Genomic DNA, 20,385 nt, shown 5'->3' on the forward strand with positions numbered 1-20,385 from the left:
CATGCTGACAATTGCCGATCACACCTTCTCATCGCGCCTCTTTACCGGCACCGGCAAGTTTGCCCGCCCGGATCTGATGGCCGCCGCCATCGAGGCGAGTGGCTCCCAACTGGTCACCATGGCCATCAAGCGGCTCGAACCGGGCAAGGCCCACGACGATATCCTGAGCCCCTTGCTGCAACTCGGGGTCAAGCTGCTGCCCAACACCTCCGGCGCCAAGACCGCCGCCGAGGCGGTGTTTGCCGCCCATCTCGCCCGCGAGGCGCTGGGGACGAACTGGCTGAAGCTGGAGATCCACCCCGACCCGCGCTATCTGCTGCCCGATCCCATCGAGACGCTGAAAGCCGCCGAGCAGCTGGTGAGAGAGGGCTTTGTGGTGCTGCCCTACTGCGGCGCCGACCCCGTGCTCTGCAAGCGGCTCGAAGAGGTGGGCTGTGCCGCCGTGATGCCGCTGGGGGCGCCCATCGGTTCCAATCAGGGGCTGGTGACCCGGGAGTTTCTCTCCATCATCGTCGAGCAGGCCAATGTGCCTGTGGTGGTGGATGCGGGGATCGGTGCGCCGAGCCACGCCGCCGCCGCCTTTGAGCTGGGCGCCGATGCCGTGCTGGTCAACACCGCCATCGCGGTGAGCGGCGACCCGGTCGCCATGGGCCGCGCCTTTGCGTTGGCCTGTGAGGCTGGCCGCAGTGCCTATGAAGCCGGTCTCGGCGCCCGCGCCCTGCAGGCCCAAGCCTCCAGCCCGCTGACCGATTTTCTGGGGGCGTTATGAGTCATGAAACAGGGGCGACCATGAACATCTCCCCCTTGCCCCAAGGGCAGCCAGAGGTTTGCCCCCCTCTCCCTCTGGGAGAGGGGCTGGGGGTGAGGGCGCCGGGGGTGAGGGCTAAGGAGCCTACCTTTCTCGAGCGCTGGCAGGAGCTGGAGTGGGACGATATCGGCATGCAGATCCGCGCCAAAACGGCCGCCGATGTGGCCCGCGCCCTGAGCGCACCGCGCCGCACCCTGGCCGATTTTATGGCGCTGATCTCGCCAGCTGCCGAGGCGTTTTTGCCCCAGATGGCGGCCGAGGCCGAGCGGCTGACCCGCCAGCGTTTTGGCAACACCATCGGCTTCTATGTGCCGCTCTATCTGTCCAACCTCTGCGCCAATGACTGCACCTACTGCGGCTTCTCCATGAGCAACCGCCTCAAGCGCAAGACCTTGAATGCAGGGGAGATTGAGCGCGAGTGTCTGGCCATCAAGGCGCGCGGTTTTGACAGCGTGCTGCTGGTGACCGGCGAGCACGAGCACAAGGTGGGGCTCGCCTATTTTCGGCAGGTGTTGCCCATCATCCGCCGCCACTTCAGCACGGTGGGGATGGAGGTGCAGCCCCTCTCGCAGGCCGACTATGCCGAGCTGAAAAGCCTCGGCCTCGATGCCGTCATGGTCTATCAGGAGACCTACCACGCCCCCACCTACGCCCGCCACCATCTGCGCGGCAACAAGCGGGACATCGCGTGGCGCCTCGCCACGCCGGATCGGCTCGGCCGCGCCGGTATTGACAAAATCGGGTTGGGGGCGCTGATCGGTCTATCCTCGGACTGGCGCGCCGACAGCTACTTTGTTGCCGAGCATCTGAGCTGGCTTGAGCGTCACCACTGGCAGAGCCGCTACTCGCTCTCCTTTCCGCGCCTGCGCCCCTGCACCGGTGGGCTGGAGCCTGCCGTAGTCATGTCGGATCGCCAGCTGGCCCAGCTTATCTGCGCCTGGCGCCTCTTCTCGCCCACGCTGGACTTGTCCCTCTCCACCCGCGAGTCAGCCACCTTTCGCAATGGCGCGGTGCGCCTTGGTATCACCCAGATGTCGGCCGAGTCGCGCACCCAGCCGGGGGGCTATGCCGAAGGGGATAAAGAGGAGCTGGAGCAGTTCGCCATCCACGACGACCGCCCGGTGGGGGAAGTGGCCGCCGCCGTGCGGCAGGCGGGGTTGCAGCCGGTGTTCAAGGATTGGGAACCGTTTTTGGGCCGATAGGGGCTGCCAGGTGTAGTGGTCTAATCATCCCGGACACCATTGTAGGTGGTACAGTCGCCACCATGACCTGAGGTGTTCAATGACAAGATTACGTCACTCATTTACTGCCGAATTCAAACTCGAAGCCGCATCCCTGGTGCTCGACCAGGGATATTCTGTCCCTGAAGCCAGCCGTTCACTGGATGTCGGTGAAACCGTACTGCGCCGCTGGGTTCAGCAGCTCCAATCCGAACTCTGCGGCACAACCCCGATTAGTAAAGCTCTGACCCCGGAACAGCAGAAAATCCAGGAGCTGGAAGCCCGTATCAATCGACTCGAACGTGAAAAGGACATTCTAAAAAAGGCTACTGCTCTCTTGATGGCGGACGAGTTCACACGTACGCGCTGATAGACCGATTAAGGGAGCAAGCCCCATTACCCTGGTCTGCTGCGCCTTCGATGTTCCCACCTCCTGTTTTTACGATTATCTGGCTCGCAGGCGGACGATTAACCGTGAACGTATGCAACAGCGCTGTGAGTTGCGCCGTTTGTTCAAAGAAAGCCGGAACTCAGCGGGCAGCCGCGCCTTGATGTCGATGATGCGGGAGTTGGGGTATCAGATTGGTCGATTCAAAGTACGTAACCTGATGAAGGAAGCCGGGCTGGTATCCAAGCAACCGGGCGCGCATCGCTATCAGGTCGCTCGGTCTGAACGACCGGACATTCCCAATCTGCTGGCCCGCGAATTTGATGTCCAGCAACCCAATCAGGTGTGGTGTGGCGATATTACCTACGTCTGGGTAGGTGGTCGCTGGCATTACCTGGCAGCGGTGCTTGACCTGCACACCCGGCGGGTCGTGGGCTGGGCGATGTCTGATCAACCTGATGCAGAATTAGCAATCAAAGCACTGGAGATGGCCTATCAGCAGCGGGGTTGCCCATCCGGTGTGCTATTTCACTCCGACCAGGGCAGCCAATATGGCAGCCGGGCATTTCGGCAACGACTGTGGCGCTATCGTATGACCCAGAGTATGAGTCGGCGTGGCAACTGCTGAGATAACGCCCCGATGGAGCGACTGTTCAGGAGCCTGAAGTCAGAGTGGCTCCCGGCTATGGGATATATGAGCTTGCGAGAAGCGAAACGAGATATCAGTTATTACCTGATGGATTACTACAACTGGCGGCGTCCACATCACCACAATGACGGGATACCGCCAGCAAAAGCCGAAGAACGGCCTAACCAAGTGTTCGGATTTAGTTGACCACTAGAATATGCTAAAGATAGGTTTTGGCACTGATGAGAGAGGCACGATGCTAGAAGCACCCATTCCACCCGATGAGGCATTGCGGTTGGAGACCCTGCGGCGGCTCTCTTTGCTCGATTCCGAGGCTGAGGAGCGGTTTGACCGGCTGACCCGCATGGCCCGACGGGTGTTCAATGTCCCCATCGCGCTGGTGAGTCTGGTGGATGAAGATCGTCAGTGGTTCAAATCCTGTATCGGACTGGAGGTCCGCGAGACCGCCCGGGACATTTCGTTCTGTGGCCACGCCATCATGGGCAATGAGACCTTTATCGTGCCGGATGCTTCACAGGATCCCCGCTTTGCCGACAATCCGCTGGTGGTAGGCGGGCCCGGCATCCGCTTTTATGCCGGACAGCCACTGCGGATCGCCAACGGCTGCAAACTGGGGACACTCTGCATCATCGATACGGTGCCGCGGGAATTGAGTGAGGAGGATGTGGGGCTGCTCAAGGATCTGGCGGCGATGGTGGTGCGGGAGCTCGAAGCGGTGCAGCTGGCCACCATTGATGAGTTGACCTTGATCTCCAATCGGCGCGGGTTCGTGATGCTGGCGGAGAAGAGCCTCTCGCTTGCCAGTCGCTTGCAGATGCCACTGGCGCTGCTCTATCTGGATCTCAATGGCTTCAAGGGGATCAACGATCGGTGGGGGCATGCAGAAGGGGATCGGGCCCTGATCGCCTTTGCCACTCTGCTCAAGCAGGCTTTTCGTGGCGCAGACGTGTTTGCCCGCATGGGCGGCGATGAGTTCGTCGTCCTGCTGCCCAATGTGGTGGAGGCGCAGGCACAACTGGCCTATGAGCGTTTCAATGCCATCTTGGCCGAGCACAATCAGCACAGTGGTTGCGGCTATGCGCTGACCTGCAGCACCGGAATTGTCTGCTATGACGGGCACGGCTGTGTCTCCCTTGCCCAGCTGCTCACCCGCGCAGATGAGCTGATGTATCAGCGTAAACGGGATGGCAAGGGCTGACGGCTATGCCGGATTAGCCGCCACCAAAACAACAGAGAGCGCCACGGCGCTCTCTGTTGTTGAGTACTCAAGTCAAGGTCGGGGTCAGAGTCGGAAGTTGCCAACCAGCTTGTCCAGCTGGCCGGAGAGCTGCTGCAGGCTGCGACTCGATTCGGTCAGCTGGTGGGCGATATCGGCGGTCTCCATGGTGAGCTGGTTGATATCTTCCACGTTGCGGTTGATCTCGCCGACCACGCTCGACTGCTCCTCGGTGGCGGTGGCGACCTGGATATTCATGTCGTTGATCTGGGTGATGTGGGCGGTGATCTGGCCGAGGGCGGCGTTGGCCTCATCGGCCTGGCTCACCACCTCTAGGCTCTGGTTACGCCCCTGCGCCATGGCGCTGACTGCGCGGGCACTCTGCTCCTGCAAGCGGTTGATCATCCCCTGGATCTCGGCAGTCGAGGCGGCGGAGCGGTTGGCCAGATTGCGCACCTCATCTGCCACCACGGCGAAACCGCGACCCTGTTCACCGGCGCGAGCGGCCTCGATAGCGGCGTTCAGTGCCAGCAGGTTGGTCTGCTCCGAGATGCTGCGGATGGTTTCGAGGATGCTGCCGATGGAGTCGGTCTGGCTCGCCAGCGACTCGATAACCCCTGCCACCTGCTCAATCTCACCGGAGAGGTCGACGATGCCGTGGCGTGCCTGCGCCACCACTACCGCACCTGCATCGGCCTGATCGTTGGCCTGTCTGGCTACTTCGGCTGCCAGCGAGGCGTTACCGGCGATCTCGCTCACCGTGGCCCCCATTTCGTGGATGGCGGTGGCCACCTGCACGGTGCGGTCACGCTGGGCAGTACAGTTGTGCTGGGTCAGCTGCGCCTTGTTGGCCACCTCGTTGGCGGTGGCCGCGAGCTGGCGAGAGTTCTCCGCCACCTGCTCGATGGAGCCGTGGATCTTGGCGACGAAGTTGTTGAAACCGGTGGCGACCTGACTCAGTTCGTCACGTCCTTCCACTTTCAGGCGCTGGGTAAGATCCCCATCGCCGCTGCCCAGCTCCTTGAACAGGCGGGCCAACTCGTTGAGCGGGCGGCTGACCGAGCCTGCCAACAGCATCCCCATCAGCCCCATGGCCAGCGCAATCACCAGCGAGACCATCAGGATCTCGTTGCGGGTCTGATCCAGCTCGGCATAGATCTCGGCTTCTGGCACCTGGGCCACCAGATACCAGTCGAGCAGCGGGATATAGCTGCTGGCCAGTACCATGGGCTCGCCATTGACTTCGGCGTTGATGACGGCAAAGGGGCGTTTGGCCAGCAGGCTGCCGGTATCATCGCTGGCAATGTTGCCAAGTGTGTCACGCTCGATGCGATTAGCCTCGGGGTGCAGCTTCACCTTGCCGCTGCCATCGACCATAAAGACGATGCCGCTCTCTTCCAGCCGGAAGTTGGAGACCATGGTCACCATGGTGTCGAGGGATTTGGCAAAGCCCGCCAGCCCGCGCCCGTTGAGCTGCTGGAAGTTGACGAACAGCTTCACCTCGCCGTTGCTCTCGCGGAAGATGCTGAGGGTCATCTCCTTCTGGCTCTTGGTGTAGTCATAGAACCAGGCATCTTGCATGGGGGTCAGGTTGCGCAGAAAGCCATCCTGGTTGTAGTAGGCGGCACTCTGACGATCGGCGAAGGAGGCGGTCACCAGCCCGTACTGGTTGGCCACATCCTTGAGCTGGTTGATGAGGATCGGCTCCTGCTCTTTGGGCATGCCCCGATCCACCCAGTCGAGGATGAAGCGGTCGGTGGCCAGTTGGCGTGCGGCCTGGGCGATGCCGTGGAGATCCTGTTCAATCTCCTTGCTGATCCGCTGGGTCAGGTTGGGGAGCTCCTGTTCGAACATCCGGTTTTCGATCAGTTGCTGGGCCGAGCGTTGGCTGAAGTAGCCTACCAGCAGGCAGGAGACGACCACGGCCAGGGTGACCGTGGCCAGTATTTTCTGTTTAAGAGTGAGGGTTGCCAGCATAAAGGTGCTCAAAAGGTTGAGATTGACGACGCTCATATTAGCGGCAGCGCGGCGCTACCCATGAGGCTTGCAGCCCTTTATTTGCGGATTACGTTTGCGCTCACAGGGGCGGCGGCGTGCCCCTTCGCCATGCAGCACAGGCGGGATGCGGATTGACGGTTGCGCTAACTGCCGGGCCCCTTATAGTAGAGGCCATCCTTGGTGACTGACCCTCTGAATAATATGGAAAATATGATGCGCAGCTTAGGTGCGGGATGGACCCGTCTGCTTTTGGTGATGCTGGCGGCCTGCCCGCTGCTGGCTGTGGCGGCACAGGGGGAGCGCCCGAAAATTGCGGTGGTGCTCAGCGGCGGCGGCGCCAAGGGATCGGCCCATATCGGCATCCTCAAGGTACTGGAGCAGAAACGGATTCCGGTCGACATCATAGTCGGCACCAGCATGGGCTCTTATGTGGCGGGGATGTATGCCATGGGGCTCAGTGCCGAGGAGGTGGAACGCACCACTTTGGCCATCGACTGGAACAAGGGGTATCAGGACAAGGTTGGCCGCGACGAGCTGTCGCTGCGCAAAAAGCAGCAGAACGAGCAGTACCAACTGCGCACCGACATAGGGGTGAATGGCGACACCACCCAGCTGCCGGACGGTTTCTTCCAGGGCCAATCCATGGCCAGCCTGCTGCGGGGGGCCACCTCCAACCTGCCGGTGCAGGCGAGTTTCGATGATCTCCCCATTCCCTACCGCGCCATGGCGACCGACATGGAGACGGTCACCCCCTTTGTGCTGGATCACGGCAGCCTTGCCAAGGCGATGCAGGCCTCAATGTCCATTCCCGGCGCCCTCAAGCCGGTGGAGTGGGAGGGACACATCCTAGCGGACGGCGGCAGCGTCAACAACATGCCGGTGGATGTCGCCAAGGCGATGGGGGCCGATGTGGTGATCGCGGTGGATATCGGTGCCAAGCTGCGTACCCGGGAGTCCCTCAAGTCAGGGTTGGCGATGATCGACCAGCTCACCACCTACATGACCCAGGTGGGCACCGACAAGCAGAAGGCGCTGATGGGACCGAAGGATATTCTGATCGCCCCCGAGTTTGGCGATATGGGGATCGCCGACTTTGCCCGGATGCCGGAGGGGATCAAGATCGGTGAGACGGCGGCTGACAAGGTGTCGCTGCAACTCGATAAACTGTCGCTCACCAAGGCGCAGTACAACGCCTATCGCAACCAGAAGCTGAGCCGCCGTGCCGAGCGTAGCGGTCAGCCCGCCTACTTCATCGACAAGGTGGAGATTATCAACAAGTCGCGCCTCTCCGACGAGACGGTGCGCGCCATGCTGAAAGTGCGGCCGGACAAGGTGCAGACCAATGAGAGTCTGGAAGCGGGCATTCGCCGCCTCTACGCGCTGGAGTCCTTCGATCGCATCACCTACGAGGTGGAGGAGCGTGACGGGGAGAATGTGCTGCTGGTGGACGCCAGCGAGAAGAACTGGGGGCCGGGCTACCTCAACTTCCAGTTCGGTTTCACCGATGACTTCGAGAACACCTCCAACTACAACGTCGGCATGTCCTATACCCTCACCAACGTCAACGAGTGGGGGGCCGAGTGGCTGACTGAGGCGTCGCTGGGCACGGCCAAACATATCAAGACAGACTTCTATACCCCGCTCGAACCCTCCCAGACCTTCTATGGTGAGGCGAGTCTGGCCTATGACCAGACCCTGCGCCGCCTGTTTTTCCCCAATCCGGATCCCGAGGCGGTTTCGATAAGCTATCTCGACTCCGAATACTCCTTCTTCAGCGGTGATCTGGCGGTGGGCTGGAACCGCCAGCCCTGGAGCCGGTTGTCGATGGGACTGGAGGGACAACTGGGCACGATTGATGTGAAGAACTTCAAGGGACTGGAGATGGATGCCACGGCGTGGGGCCCCTATGTCCGCTTTGAACACGACAATCTGGATAGCCTCTATTTCCCCTATCAGGGGATGAAATGGGACATGAAACTGGGCCACTCCCACGTCAGTGTGGATGGACTCGAGTCGGCAGATGGCCGCAGTGAAGGCTGGAATTATCAGCTCTCGATGATCAAGCCCTGGTCATGGGACAGGCACAGCCTCAACCTGATCCTCGAAGGGGGTGGCTCGGGCAGTGAAGAGGTGGTGCCACTGCATATTCAGGATCTGGGCGGGCTGTTCCGCCTCTCCGGTTTCCAGCGCTACCAGCTGAGCGGTCGCTACAGCCTGTTTGGTGGCCTGCGTTACATCTATCGGGTGGCGGACAATGACTTCGGTGCCCTCAAGATGCCGCTCTATCTGGGTGGATCTCTGGAGCAGGGCGGGGTCTGGAACAAGGGTGAGGATATCAGTCTGGAGAGCTCCTTCACCGCCGGGTCGGTTTATGTCGGGGTGGAGAGCTTCCTCGGCCCAGTGTTCCTCGGCTACGGCATGGCGGAGGGGGGCAATGACGTCTTCTATCTGCAATTGGGCAGTACGTTCGAATAATGCTGAAATGATGCCAATTTGTTAACTCTGGTTGAGGGCGTTCAATTAATTTTCAAAAAATACCAGTCTGTTTAATTGGTTACGATTTTGTGGTGAATAAGTAAACAGGGTTTGGATTTTAATTAGTCGTTAAAACTTATATAGTGGGGAGCACCCTACGGGGTGTCCCGCAAGGACGATCGCCGCGAGCGTGGGCGAACCCCAAAAAAAGACCAAAGAGGAATTAGTCGTGCTTGAAACATACCGTAAACACGTCGCAGAACGTGCCGCCGAGGGCGTGGTTGCCAAACCTCTGGATGCAGAGCAGGTCGCCGCCCTGGTTGAGCTGCTCAAGAACCCGCCCGCTGGCGAAGAAGACTTTCTGAAAGAGCTGTTGTCCTCCCGTATTCCCCCCGGTGTTGATGAAGCGGCCTATGTCAAAGCCGGTTTCCTCACCGCCGTCGCCAAGGGCGAAGCCCACTCTCCCATCCTGACTGCCGCCGAAGCCGTTGAGCTGCTGGGCACCATGCAGGGTGGTTACAACATTCAACCGCTGATCGACCTGCTGGATCACGCCACTCTGGCGCCGCTTGCCGCCAAGGGGCTCTCCCACACCCTGCTGATGTTTGACTCTTTCCACGACGTGGAAGAGAAGGCCAAGGCGGGCAATGTCCACGCCAAGCAAGTGATGCAGTCCTGGGCTGATGCCGAGTGGTTCCTCTCCCGCCCGGAGCTGGCCGAGAAGATCACTGTCACCGTGTTCAAGGTAACCGGCGAAACCAACACCGACGACCTCTCTCCGGCACCGGACGCCTGGTCCCGCCCGGACATTCCGCTGCACGCCCTGGCGATGCTGAAAAACGCCCGTCCCGGCATTACTCCGGACAAGGATGGCGCCGTCGGCCCCATCAAGACTATCGATGCCCTGAAAGAGAAAGGCTTCCCGCTGGCCTATGTGGGTGACGTGGTCGGTACCGGTTCTTCCCGTAAATCCGCCACCAACTCGGTGCTCTGGTTTATGGGCGACGACATTCCGTTCGTGCCGAACAAGCGCGCTGGCGGTGTCTGTCTGGGTGGCAAGATTGCCCCGATCTTCTTCAACACCATGGAAGATGCCGGCGCTCTGCCTATCGAAGTGGACGTCTCCAAGCTGGAAATGGGCGATGTGATCGACATCTACCCGTTTGCCGGCAAGATCTGCAAACACGGCACCGAACAGGTGCTGGCGCAGTTTGAACTGAAGACCGACGTGCTGATCGACGAAGTGCGCGCCGGTGGCCGTATCCCGCTGATCATCGGCCGCGGCCTCACTGACAAGGCCCGCGAAGCGCTGGGTCTGCCGTTCTCCACCGTATTCCGTCGCCCGCAGCCGGTGGCCGATACCGGTAAAGGCTTCACCCTGGCCCAGAAGATGGTGGGCAAGGCGTGCGGCGTGAAGGGCATTCGCCCGGGCACTTACTGCGAGCCCAAGATGACCACGGTCGGCTCTCAGGACACCACGGGCCCGATGACCCGCGACGAGCTCAAAGATCTGGCCTGTCTCGGCTTCTCCGCCGATCTGACCATGCAGTCCTTCTGCCACACTGCCGCCTATCCGAAGCCCATCGACGTACAGACCCACCACACCCTGCCGGACTTCATCATGAACCGCGGCGGTGTGAGCTTGCGTCCGGGTGACGGCGTCATCCACTCCTGGCTGAACCGCATGCTGCTGCCGGATACCGTGGGTACCGGTGGTGACTCCCACACCCGTTTCCCCATCGGCATTTCCTTCCCGGCGGGCTCCGGTTTGGTGGCTTTCGCCGCCGCTACCGGCGTGATGCCACTGGACATGCCGGAGTCCGTGCTGGTGCGCTTCAAGGGCGAGCTGCAACCGGGCATCACCCTGCGTGATCTGGTTCATGCCATCCCCTATGCCGCCATCCAGAAAGGGCTGCTGACCGTCGAGAAAGCGGGCAAGAAGAACATCTTCTCCGGCCGCATTCTCGAGATCGAAGGCCTGCCGACCCTGAAGGTAGAGCAGGCGTTCGAACTGGCGGACGCCAGCGCCGAGCGTTCCGCTGCCGGTTGCACCATCAAGCTGGATAAAGAGCCGATCATCGAGTATCTGAAGTCCAACATCGTGATGCTGAAATGGATGCTCTCCGAAGGTTACGGTGACCCGCGCACCATCACCCGTCGTATCAAGGGGATGGAAGAGTGGCTGGCCAACCCGACCCTGATGGAAGCGGACAAGGATGCCGAGTACGCCGAAATCATCGAGATCGATCTGGCCACCATCAAGGAGCCAATCCTCTGTGCGCCGAACGATCCGGACGATGCCCGTCTGCTGAGCGACGTGGCTGGCGACAAGATCGACGAAGTGTTCATCGGTTCCTGCATGACCAACATCGGTCACTTCCGTGCCGCCGGCAAACTGCTCGAGAAGTATCAGGGCGAGCTGCCGACCCGCATGTGGATCGCGCCGCCCACCAAGATGGACAAGGATCAGCTGACCGAAGAGGGCTACTACGGCATCTTTGGTCGCGTCGGTGCCCGCATCGAGATCCCGGGCTGCTCCCTGTGCATGGGCAACCAGGCGCGAGTAGCGGAAGGGGCCTCGGTGGTCTCCACCTCCACACGTAACTTCCCGAACCGTCTGGGTAAAGGTGCCAACGTCTATCTGGCCTCTGCGGAGCTAGCCGCCGTTGCCGCCATCCTCGGCAAGATCCCGACCGTGGCGGAGTACCTGCAATACGCCAAGGCGCTCGATGCCACTGCGGCAGATACTTACCGCTACCTCAACTTCAACGAGATCGCCTCCTACACCAAGAAGGCTGATGCGGTGATCCTGCAGCAAGCCGTTTAACGGAGTTCTTGCGCGATTTGCGCGATAAGAAGCTAATAATGCCGCGTATTTACGCGGCATTATTTATTTGTGTGTTATTCAGCGTCTTTTTTGAAGATTGTTTGCACGATCCTTGCTAGAGAGATCCAACCACCTGTTTGGTGGTTCGTTTTATAAACGCTTTGGGTTATGTTGTTCGGTTATGTGCGGTAATGATGAGGCATCGTTATCGAGGGAAAGTGGATATCTGTTCACTGGGTGCTTGCGTTGGCAGGCCTGACGAATTGCGGCGTGGTTCTTTATGTTTCTGTTCAGGATCGATCTCTCCCGAACCGGGTTACGCTTCGGCGGTGCCTTGCTGGTCTTTACCCTGCCGCTGCTGGTGGGAGCTTGGCTCATCCACAGCAATTATGTGCAGGAGCTGAAAGCGGAATCCAGCGCCTCGGCCCACAAGGCCAGAACCCTGATGGAGTCGATGCTGGATCATGCGGAGCAGGCCAATCGCTCCGTGCTGCCTCTGGTGAAGGCTCCCTGTCGTGACAACCTGCTGGTGCTGCGCAAGAAGGTCGCCATTGAGCCCTTCCTGCGTTCGGTCAATCTGGTGCGAAACGGCATCATCAATTGCACCTCGCTGTTTGGTGAGGCCAATGATGCCGATGATGGTTCCATCTACACCGGCCGCAAGCTGCTGCTGATGAGTGGCAACCGGGTGCGGCAAAATCACCCGCTGCTGGTGGTGCGCACCGAGCAGGGCAAGGATGCCGCCTTGAGTGCCATCGACAGTACCCAGCTCAGTTTCATGCTCTCCATGAGCGGAAAATCCAGTGCGCTCTATCTGCAGGTGGGGTCGGCCTGGCTCAATGAGTCTGGCCGCTATCTGAGCGAGGCGCCCACCCTCCATCGCGGGATCAGCCAGGCCCTCACCTCATCCCATTATCCTTTCACCATCCATGCCGGTTATGCCATGCCGGTCTACTGGAAGTCGCTGTGGGCCGCGCGGCATGTGGCGCTGTCGTGGCTGGCGGTTTCCTCGCTTTTGCTGGCTTGGCTGGTGTGGTGGGTACTGGGGCGTCCCGGCTCGCCAACAGATGAATTGCGACGGGCCCTGCGAGCCAGGGAGTTTGTTCCCTACTTGCAGCCGCTGATTGCCAGCCACGACGGCAAGATGATGGGCGCCGAGGTGCTGATGCGCTGGGAGCATGTCAATGAAGGGGTGATCCGGCCCGATCTCTTTATCCCGCAAGCGGAGGAGTCGGGACTGATCGTTCCCATGACCACCCATATCATGAAGCAGGTGGCGACACGGTTGAACCGCTCTCAGGAGCAGTTGCCCGATGGGTTTCATATCAGCTTCAACATCAGCGCCGCCCATTGCCACGATTTTGCCCTGCTGGCCGAGTGTCGCGCCTTCCTCGGGCATTTCCTCCCCGGCAAGGTGGTACTGGTGTTGGAGTTGACCGAGCGGGAGCTGCTGATGTCAGATCCCCAGACCCTCTCCCTGTTCCGCCAGCTGGACGAGATGGGGGTAAAACTCGCCATCGACGACTTTGGTACCGGCCACTCCAGCCTGGCTTACCTGCAGCAGTTTCATGTGGATTACCTCAAGATCGACAAATCCTTTATCGCCCGCATCGGTACCGAGTCGCTCTCGGAACATATCGTGGACAACGTGATCGATCTGGCGACCCGGCTCGGTCTGGCGCTGGTGGCGGAAGGGGTGGAGAGCGAGCGTCAGGCTGACTACCTCAGGGCCAAAGGGGTCGACTATCTGCAGGGATACCTGTTTGCCCGCCCCATGCCGCTGCGCCAGTTCTGTGAGGAGCTGCTGCCGGAAGAGGCACAGACCCGCCAGCCAGATGGGGTGCGAGGCATCCCGAATGCGACCTGATTTATCGGTGACTGACGGGCGGACAAGCTCCCGTCTGGCAGGGTAGGGGAGTGCTCTCTCCCTATCCCCCCTCGAGTGCAGGGGCTTGTTTTTCATGCCTTGCGGCTCGCTTTTCGGTAGAATCAGCGCTCATTTTGACGTCAGTAAAAGATGAGGCGCGGTATGACGGTTCAGTTCCAGGCATTTCACAGCATCAAGGCGATCGGTAATCGGGAGGTGCTGTTCAACTGGTCGAGAACCAATCCCCTCGGGGCGCTGGATCAGGTATGGCGCCCGAAAAGCCGCGACGAGCTGCAAATGCTGCTGCGGGAACACCCCGAGCGCAAGCTGCGCCTTATCGGCTCCGGCCTCTCCTTCGAACCCATCCACAGCGTCTATGCCGAGGGCAGTCAGGCGCTGCTGGTGGACTTGCACCACCTGCGCGGCCAGCTGGCGAAAACGGCCGATACCGTGACCTATCAGGCGGGGACGCCGCTCGATACCGTTTATGCCGAGCTGATCGCCATGGAGCGGATGCTGCCCGCATCCCCGGGCGTTATCGGCATCCAGACCCTGGGCGGCGCCCTCAGCACCGGCACCCACGGCCAGGGGCTGCACCAGTCAGCCCTCTGCGATGCGGTGGAGGCGATGACGGTGATGCTGGCCAGTGGCGACATCATCCGGGTGGATCGCACCGACCCGCGCTTCGGCGCCTTCGTGATGGGGATGGGGATGCTCGGCATCCTGCTCGACGTCACCCTGCGCACCGTGCCAAATCGCATTATGCGCTGCACCAAGTTCACCACCGATTACCCCTTCCTCTTGGAGCACAACGAGCGGCTCAACCGCGAGCACGGCTTTGTGAAGAGCTGGTGGTTTGCCTGGACCGGCGAGAGCCACATCTGGCTGGTGGATCCCGCCTCCGATGAGGAGGTTGCCCGCTACCGCGCAGGTGGCAGCGAGCCGCTGCTGCTGGATGGCGATATCGACGCCCGCATGAATGCCACCATTGATGCCACTTTGCAGAAGATGGCGAAAGACACCAAGGATGAGGCGCTGGCGGGGGAGCACTTCGAGACGGTGCGCCGCTTCAAGGATGCCTCCGATCTGGTGGGCAACGTCTACCAGATCCTCTGCAAGGGGATCCCGGCACCCCAGATCAACTGCGAGGTGGCGGTGCCGCTGCATCGGATGAACGAGGCGCTGGAGACCCTGCAAGCGTGGCAGCAGGCCAATCCGGGTGTGTTGCACTACCCCTTTATCCTGCGCTGTACCGGCCCTTCCGAGGCCTGGTTAAGTGCCGCTTATGGCCAGTCGGTCTGCTGGATCGGTTTTCTGGTCTATCTGGCAGCGGACGGCACCTTCGTCAACGGCTCCATGGAGCAGATGCGCGAGCTGCAGCAACTGCTGGTGCCGCTCGGTGGCATTCCCCACTTCGGCAAGCATCTGGCGATGGATCTCTACGACTTCCCGACCCTGCTGCCGCGCTGGAACGACTTCGTGGCGTTGAAAGCCGAGCTCGACCCCCACGGCCGCTTTGAAAACCGCTGGCTCAGCGACCTGTTTGCCAACCGGTAAGGATCTGACATGACCGATATGCAAGATACCCGTATCCCTGTGACCCTGCTGACCGGCTTTCTCGGCAGCGGCAAGACAACTCTGCTCAACCATTGGGTCAAGCAGCCGGAGCTCGGTGAGTGCGCCGTGCTGATCAACGAGTTCGGCTCGGTGGGGCTGGATCACCATCTGGTGCAACAGGTGGATGAGCAGGTGATGCTGCTCGACTCCGGCTGCATCTGCTGCTCGGTACAGGGTTCTTTGGTGGAGGCGTTGCAGGGGCTCTTTATGAAGGCCATCCAGCGCAAGATCAAACCGTTCAAGCGGCTGATTATCGAGACCACCGGTCTGGCAGATCCGGCCCCCGTGCTATTTACCCTGCGCGAAGAGGGCTTTATCGCCCAGCGCTACCGCTTCGATGGCACTGTCACCGTGGTGGATGCCGGCCATATCGAGCAGCAGCTGGCGGCTCAATATGAAGCGGTGAAACAGGTGGCGCTGGCGGATCTGCTGGTGGTGAGCAAGGGGGATCTGGTGGACGGCGAACAGCTGGCGCGGGTCGAAGCCCAGCTGGCGGCACTCAATCCTGCGGCCCCCATCCAGCAGGTGACCAATGGCGAACTGTCGCCAGCTGTGCTGGAGAAGCTCGGCGCTTACAACGAAGCGGCCGGGCGCGATGTGCGCCAGCTGCTGGCCTGGCTGCGCACCGAATCCCCCAAGCAGGGGCTGGCGTCACCCATGCAGCCGAAGATGCAACCGTTCGCCGCCAAGGTGGGCACAGCTGCGCCCACCCACTTCGAGCACGGCAACATCGAGAGTTTCTCCCTGCGTATCGGCGAGCCGCTCAAGCCCTCCCGCCTGCTGGCCGCCATCGATGCGGTGCAGGCCCAATATGGCGATGCCCTGCTGCGCCTCAAGGGGATCTTGCAGTTGGAAGGGGAGAGCCAGCCGGTGGTGATCCACGGCGTCCACGGCCAGCTCTATCCGCTGCAGGCGCTGGGCGACTGGCCGGAGGGCAAGGCCCAGTCCCGACTGGTGTTTATCGTGAAAAGTCAGGACAAGGCCGGTATCGAGCAGCTCTTTATGGCGACCCTCAAGGCCCCCGAGCCCACTCTGGAAGAGCGGCTCAAAGCCATGCTGGGTCAGCCCGACAACTGATCTTGCGCGTTGCAGCTCTCCTGTACCGGGTCAGGACGGCGGCGGTTGAACAACACAAACGCCACCGGCACAAAGTAGAACGAGAGCAGGGTTGCCAGCGCTGTGCCACCGGCGATGGCGATGGCAAAGGGTGGCCAGAAGCCGCCGCCCCCCAGCAATAGCGGGATGAAGCCGCCCACCGTGGTGATGGTGGTCGAGACGATGTGGCGGCTGCAACCGGCCACCAGGTCACGGATCTGCGGCAGATTGCCCTGTTGTGCCAGCGGGTCTGCCTTCAGCTCAGCCAGAATGACGATGGCGGCGTTGATGGCCAGCCCCATCAGTCCCAGCAGGGCGATGATCACCGTAAACCCGAAGGGGTACCCCAGCAGCCAGACCCACAGCAGCCCGAGCCCAGCCGACTGGATCGCCACCAGGGTGACGATGCCTGCCAGCCGGAACGAGTTGAAGCTGAGCACCAGCACGGCCACCAGCAGCACGGCGACCAGGCTGACATGGGCCATCAGATTGCCCACCGATTCATCCCGCTTGGCGGCTTCCCCGCCAAACTCCAGTCGATAGCCCGGCGGCAATGCCAGCGCCTTGGCGGCCAGTCTCTCTTTGACCTGCTCCAGCACGGTTTGCGGCAGTACGCCGACCGCCAGATAGGCCTCCAGCACATTGACTCGCTCACCATCCCGACGGCTGATCTCCCCCCAGCTTGGCAGCAGCTCGGGAGTGGCCAGCGCCCGCAAGGTGAGATTGGCTGCCCCTTGCTGGCCGGTGCCGGTGAGCGACAGCGGCACATTGAGCAGCGCATCCGGATCCTGACGCAAGGGCTCGGCCAGTCGCACCCGAACCGGGATTGACTCGGTGCCTTCCAGCACAGTGCCGCCCAACCTGCCATCCAGTGCGCCCGCCAGCCGGGAGGCAACATCGGTCAGGCTCATGCCTGCCAGTCGGGCGGCCTCCTCATCGACCTGCAACCAGAGTTTGGGGGCCCCGGCCTGCAAGGTGGCGCGGGTTTGCACCACTGCCGGGGTATTGGCGAGCAGACTGCGCAGCTCCTCTCCCAGACGGTGTAGTTGTTCAAGGTCGGGGCCAAACAGCCGCAGCTCGACCGGGGCATTGAAAGGCGGCCCCTGTTCCAGCTTGCGCACCAGGATCTGCGCTTCGGGAAATGTTGCATCGAGCCGCTGCTGCAGTTGTGGAATGAGCCGTTCGGCGGCATCGGCATCCTGCAGGGTGATCATCCCCTGGGCGTAATCGGCCCGCCCCTGTTTTCTGGGCACCAGGTTGTAGTAGAAACTGGGGGCGTTGTCGCCCACCACCCAATCCTGACGAACCAGCTCGGGGAGGCTGGCCAGCTCGGCGGAGATCCCCAGTGCCAGCTCGCGGGTGCGCGCCAGGCTCGCCTGTGGGGAGAGGCTGGCCTCAATGTGGATCATGTCCCGGTCGGCAGGGGGAAAGAACTGTTCGGTGAGGCGGCCCGCCACCCAGAAACCGAGCAGGGGCAGCAGACTGACCAGCAGCAGGGTACGCCAGGGGTGAGCCAGCGCCATGGCGATGCTTTGCTGAAAACGGGCGCTCACCCGGGGCATGTGCAAGCCATCCTGATACCAGCGCCCCCCCTGGTCACTGCCAATCCAGCGGGCTGCGAGGCCAGCCACCAGGGTGTGGGCGATGAGGTAGGAGCCCAGCAGCGAGCAGATCACCGCCCAAGCGATGCCGCCGACAAACTCGCCCGCCGGGCCCGGCATCAGAATGATCGGCATAAAGGCGAGCATGGTGGTGAGGGTGGAGCCCAGCAGTGGCAGCCAGAGGTGGCCGATGGCTTCCAGTGCGGCGGCACTCATGGCCATGCCGTGGCGGCGCTGATACTGCACCCGATCCGCCATGACGATGGCGTTGTCCACCATGATCCCGAGTGCCACCACCAGACCGGTGACCGACATCTGGTGAATGGGCAGATTGATCAGGTTCATGCAGGCGAATGAGAACGCCACGGTAAGCGGCAGCGACAGGGCCACGATAATGGCGGCCTTGACACCCAAGGTCACCAGCAGCACGGCCACTATGATGAGAAAACCCTGCACAATGTTGATAAGCAGGGTGTCGAGCCGCTGATCGGTATAACGCTGCTGATCGAAGCTGGTGACGAGGCCGATATTATCCGGCAAGTCCTGTTGCAGCTGAGTCAGCATGGAGTCGACCCGTGCCGACCAGAGGTCGATACGGTGATCCTGTGCCATGCGCAGACCGACCACCACGGCCCGCTCACCATTGGCAAAGGCCAGCTGGCTCTCCGGCTGGTGCAGGGTACGCCGTACCTCGGCCAGATCGCCAAGGCGCAGGGTCTGGCCCTGCTCGCCAGTCCGCAGCGGGATCTGGCGGATCCGCTCCAGGGTATCGAGGGCACCGCGGATCTCCACCTGAAAGCGATTGTGGCTGCCCTGCAACTCCCCAGCGGCCACTTTGGCATCGGCACCGCTCAGCGCCTGGGCAAGCTGTTCGCCACTCATACCGCTGGCACTGAGGGCGAGGGGATCGAACCGTACCTCGATCTCCTCCTGCGGTGCCCCGACCCGCTCGACGTATTCGGTGCCCGGCAGCTGGCGAGCCCGGCGTTCCAGCTCGGCGCTGTAGCGGGCGAGACGATCCAGCTGCGGCTGGCCCGGCCCGCGCCAGACCACATTGACCAGCCGGGTGAAGGGGTAGCCCTTCTCGTCATCCAGCTTGGGGGCACTGGCGCCGGCTGGCAGCCCGGCGGCCAGATCTGCCAGCCGATCACGGACTCTGGACCAGACGGGTTCGACATCGCTGACCTCATCCTTGAGCTCCAGATTGATGATGGAGAGACCGGGGCGAGAGCTCGACTCGATCAGCTTGATCTCGCTCTGGGCCCGCAGCCGGTTCTCGATGGGCTCGCTCACCAGCGCCTCCACCCGCTCGGCGCTGGCCCCGGGGAAGTGGGTAACCACGCTGGCAAAACGGCTGGTGAGCTGGGGATCTTCGGTTCTGGGCAGGGTCTGCAATGCCGCAAGGGCGGCCGTCAGCAGCAGCGCGACCGTCAATAGCAACAGGCGGCCATTTTCGATAAACGGGCGGATCATGACTGTGGCTCCGGATGCGCCGCCTGATGATCCACGCTGGTGGTCAGGGTGACCTGCTGGCCCGGCACCAGTTTATGCAGGCCATCGGTCACCAGCTGTTCTTGTCCATTCAGGGCACCACTGATCCAGGCCCGCTCGCCATCTTGCTGCAGCAGAGTGACGTCCCGACTGACCACCCGGGGTGGCGTTTCGTCGTTGAGCAGATAGAGGGTCCAGCTGCCGCGCAATCCCTGGGTCAGCGCGGTGAGCGGCACTTCGTAGGCGCGGGTAGGCTCGCGGGTCTGATGCAACAGGGTGATCAGTTGCCCCTCTGCCAGTTGTTCGCCGCCCCGGGTCAGCTGGAAGCGGGCGGTGCGGGTGTGGGTCTGCCCGTCCACTTGTACCCCCAGATTAAGCAGGCGCCCCTCCAGTGATTGCGCACCGCTTTGCAGGGGGTAGTGTTGGCCGACGCTCAGGGACTCGGCCTGTTTCACCGGCACGCCGATATCGGCCTCCCACTGGCCGCTGCGGGTCAGAGAGAAGAGAGGCTGGCCTGCGGCCACCACGGCCCCCAATGCCTGCTCGCGGCTGACCACAATCCCGTTGAAGGGGGCGCGCAGCTGTGATTTCTCCTGTTTGACCCGGTTGGCTTCGAGGGCGGCGGCCAGCTGGTTGGCGCTTGCCTCCAGCATGCGGACTTTGCTTTGCTGTTCATCCAGCGCCTGTCGGGAGCTGAACTGCTGCTGGCGCAGGGCGGTGAGTCGTTCGAGCGTCTGCCGGGCAAGGGTCAGCTCGGCCTCGTTCTGGGCAGCCCGGGCGGCCAGCTCTTTGGCTTCCACTGCCAGCAGCCGGGTATCCAGTGTGGCGAGCAGTTCGCCAGCCGCGACCGGCTCTCCGCGTCCCTTGTGCAGGGTAGCGACCCGCCCTGCCAGCTCGAAGCCTATCTGGCTGTGCTCGGGGGCGATCACCCGGCCATTGAAGCGGTGCAGCACCGGGTAGTGATCGCTGGCTTGCAGCGGCTGGGCGATCACCCGGGTCAGGGCGGGTGTTTCTTCTGACTCTGTGACCGGGCTGCAGCCACTCAGTAACAGCGCCAGCAGGATTAAGCAAAGTGTCATGACATCATCCTCTGGTTGACATAACATCAAATCACACCGGTGAGTCTAGTTTTT

Annotated in this window: 11 protein-coding genes and 1 pseudogene; 9 read left to right on the forward strand and 3 right to left on the reverse strand. The window is 61.7% G+C overall.

Features of this window, described 5'->3' with window-relative positions; genetic code table 11:
- Position 1 precedes the first annotated feature (1 nt).
- From I6L47_RS15955 to I6L47_RS15970, 4 genes and pseudogenes are all read left to right on the forward strand, one after another.
- Entirely contained in the window at positions 2-769 is a 768-nt protein-coding gene (locus I6L47_RS15955) for a thiazole synthase (RefSeq protein WP_216947846.1), read from the forward strand.
- Positions 770-789: 20 nt separating this feature from the next.
- The gene (thiH, locus tag I6L47_RS15960; protein ID WP_216949370.1) at positions 790-2,010 is read left to right on the forward strand and encodes a 2-iminoacetate synthase ThiH; all 1,221 of its coding nucleotides are present in this window, start codon (positions 790-792) and stop codon (positions 2,008-2,010) included.
- 79 nt (positions 2,011-2,089) lie between these two features.
- Positions 2,090-3,251 (forward strand): annotated as a pseudogene (locus I6L47_RS15965) (IS3 family transposase).
- Positions 3,252-3,300: 49 nt separating this feature from the next.
- Positions 3,301-4,263 (forward strand): sensor domain-containing diguanylate cyclase, encoded by a 963-nt coding sequence (locus I6L47_RS15970; RefSeq protein ID WP_216947848.1) that lies wholly within the window; start codon positions 3,301-3,303, stop codon positions 4,261-4,263.
- An 84-nt stretch (positions 4,264-4,347) separates the two neighbouring features.
- On the opposite strand, the gene I6L47_RS15975 is transcribed toward I6L47_RS15970, so the two are convergent.
- A complete protein-coding gene (locus I6L47_RS15975) occupies positions 4,348-6,258 on the reverse strand; it encodes a methyl-accepting chemotaxis protein (RefSeq protein WP_216947849.1) in 1,911 nt (636 codons plus the stop codon).
- A 234-nt stretch (positions 6,259-6,492) separates the two neighbouring features.
- Here I6L47_RS15975 and I6L47_RS15980 point away from each other — a divergent pair, with 234 nt between their 5' ends.
- The 5 genes from I6L47_RS15980 to I6L47_RS16000 all read left to right on the forward strand — a co-directional run bounded on the left by I6L47_RS15980 (position 6,493) and on the right by I6L47_RS16000 (position 16,142).
- Entirely contained in the window at positions 6,493-8,754 is a 2,262-nt protein-coding gene (locus tag I6L47_RS15980; protein ID WP_216949371.1) for a patatin-like phospholipase family protein, read from the forward strand.
- Between the two features lie 229 nt (positions 8,755-8,983).
- Positions 8,984-11,581 (forward strand): bifunctional aconitate hydratase 2/2-methylisocitrate dehydratase, encoded by a 2,598-nt coding sequence (acnB, locus tag I6L47_RS15985; RefSeq protein ID WP_216947851.1) that lies wholly within the window; start codon positions 8,984-8,986, stop codon positions 11,579-11,581.
- 280 nt (positions 11,582-11,861) lie between these two features.
- The gene (locus tag I6L47_RS15990) at positions 11,862-13,448 is read left to right on the forward strand and encodes an EAL domain-containing protein (protein WP_021231269.1); all 1,587 of its coding nucleotides are present in this window, start codon (positions 11,862-11,864) and stop codon (positions 13,446-13,448) included.
- Between the two features lie 162 nt (positions 13,449-13,610).
- On the forward strand, positions 13,611-15,005 hold the full coding sequence (locus I6L47_RS15995; protein WP_216947853.1) for a D-arabinono-1,4-lactone oxidase: 1,395 nt from the start codon (positions 13,611-13,613) through the stop codon (positions 15,003-15,005).
- A gap of 9 nt (positions 15,006-15,014) precedes the next feature.
- Positions 15,015-16,142: a GTP-binding protein gene (locus tag I6L47_RS16000; protein ID WP_005355076.1), complete on the forward strand. Its 1,128-nt coding sequence runs from the start codon at positions 15,015-15,017 to the stop codon at positions 16,140-16,142.
- On the opposite strand, the gene I6L47_RS16005 is transcribed toward I6L47_RS16000, so the two are convergent.
- Together I6L47_RS16005 and I6L47_RS16010 are read right to left on the reverse strand one after the other, a co-directional pair.
- Positions 16,127-19,234 (reverse strand): efflux RND transporter permease subunit, encoded by a 3,108-nt coding sequence (locus tag I6L47_RS16005; RefSeq protein ID WP_216947854.1) that lies wholly within the window; start codon positions 19,232-19,234, stop codon positions 16,127-16,129. The two genes, I6L47_RS16000 and I6L47_RS16005, sit on opposite strands and share 16 nt — an antisense overlap.
- Positions 19,231-20,331: an efflux RND transporter periplasmic adaptor subunit gene (locus tag I6L47_RS16010; RefSeq protein WP_216947855.1), complete on the reverse strand. Its 1,101-nt coding sequence runs from the start codon at positions 20,329-20,331 to the stop codon at positions 19,231-19,233. Before I6L47_RS16010 ends, I6L47_RS16005 begins: the two co-directional genes overlap by 4 nt.
- Positions 20,332-20,385: the final 54 nt, after the last annotated feature.

This window comes from Aeromonas sp. FDAARGOS 1417, from assembly GCF_019046985.1.
GTDB lineage: Bacteria > Pseudomonadota > Gammaproteobacteria > Enterobacterales > Aeromonadaceae > Aeromonas > Aeromonas veronii.

Coding starts and splice junctions, on each gene's coding strand:
- I6L47_RS15955 (WP_216947846.1), top strand. CDS start 2: ATGCTGACAATTGCCGATCACACCTTCTCATCGCGCCTCTTTACCGGC.
- thiH (WP_216949370.1), top strand. CDS start 790: ATGAACATCTCCCCCTTGCCCCAAGGGCAGCCAGAGGTTTGCCCCCCT.
- I6L47_RS15970 (WP_216947848.1), top strand. CDS start 3,301: ATGCTAGAAGCACCCATTCCACCCGATGAGGCATTGCGGTTGGAGACC.
- I6L47_RS15975 (WP_216947849.1), bottom strand. CDS start 6,258: ATGCTGGCAACCCTCACTCTTAAACAGAAAATACTGGCCACGGTCACC.
- I6L47_RS15980 (WP_216949371.1), top strand. CDS start 6,493: ATGCGCAGCTTAGGTGCGGGATGGACCCGTCTGCTTTTGGTGATGCTG.
- I6L47_RS15990 (WP_021231269.1), top strand. CDS start 11,862: ATGTTTCTGTTCAGGATCGATCTCTCCCGAACCGGGTTACGCTTCGGC.
- I6L47_RS15995 (WP_216947853.1), top strand. CDS start 13,611: ATGACGGTTCAGTTCCAGGCATTTCACAGCATCAAGGCGATCGGTAAT.
- I6L47_RS16000 (WP_005355076.1), top strand. CDS start 15,015: ATGACCGATATGCAAGATACCCGTATCCCTGTGACCCTGCTGACCGGC.
- I6L47_RS16005 (WP_216947854.1), bottom strand. CDS start 19,234: ATGATCCGCCCGTTTATCGAAAATGGCCGCCTGTTGCTATTGACGGTC.
- I6L47_RS16010 (WP_216947855.1), bottom strand. CDS start 20,331: ATGACACTTTGCTTAATCCTGCTGGCGCTGTTACTGAGTGGCTGCAGC.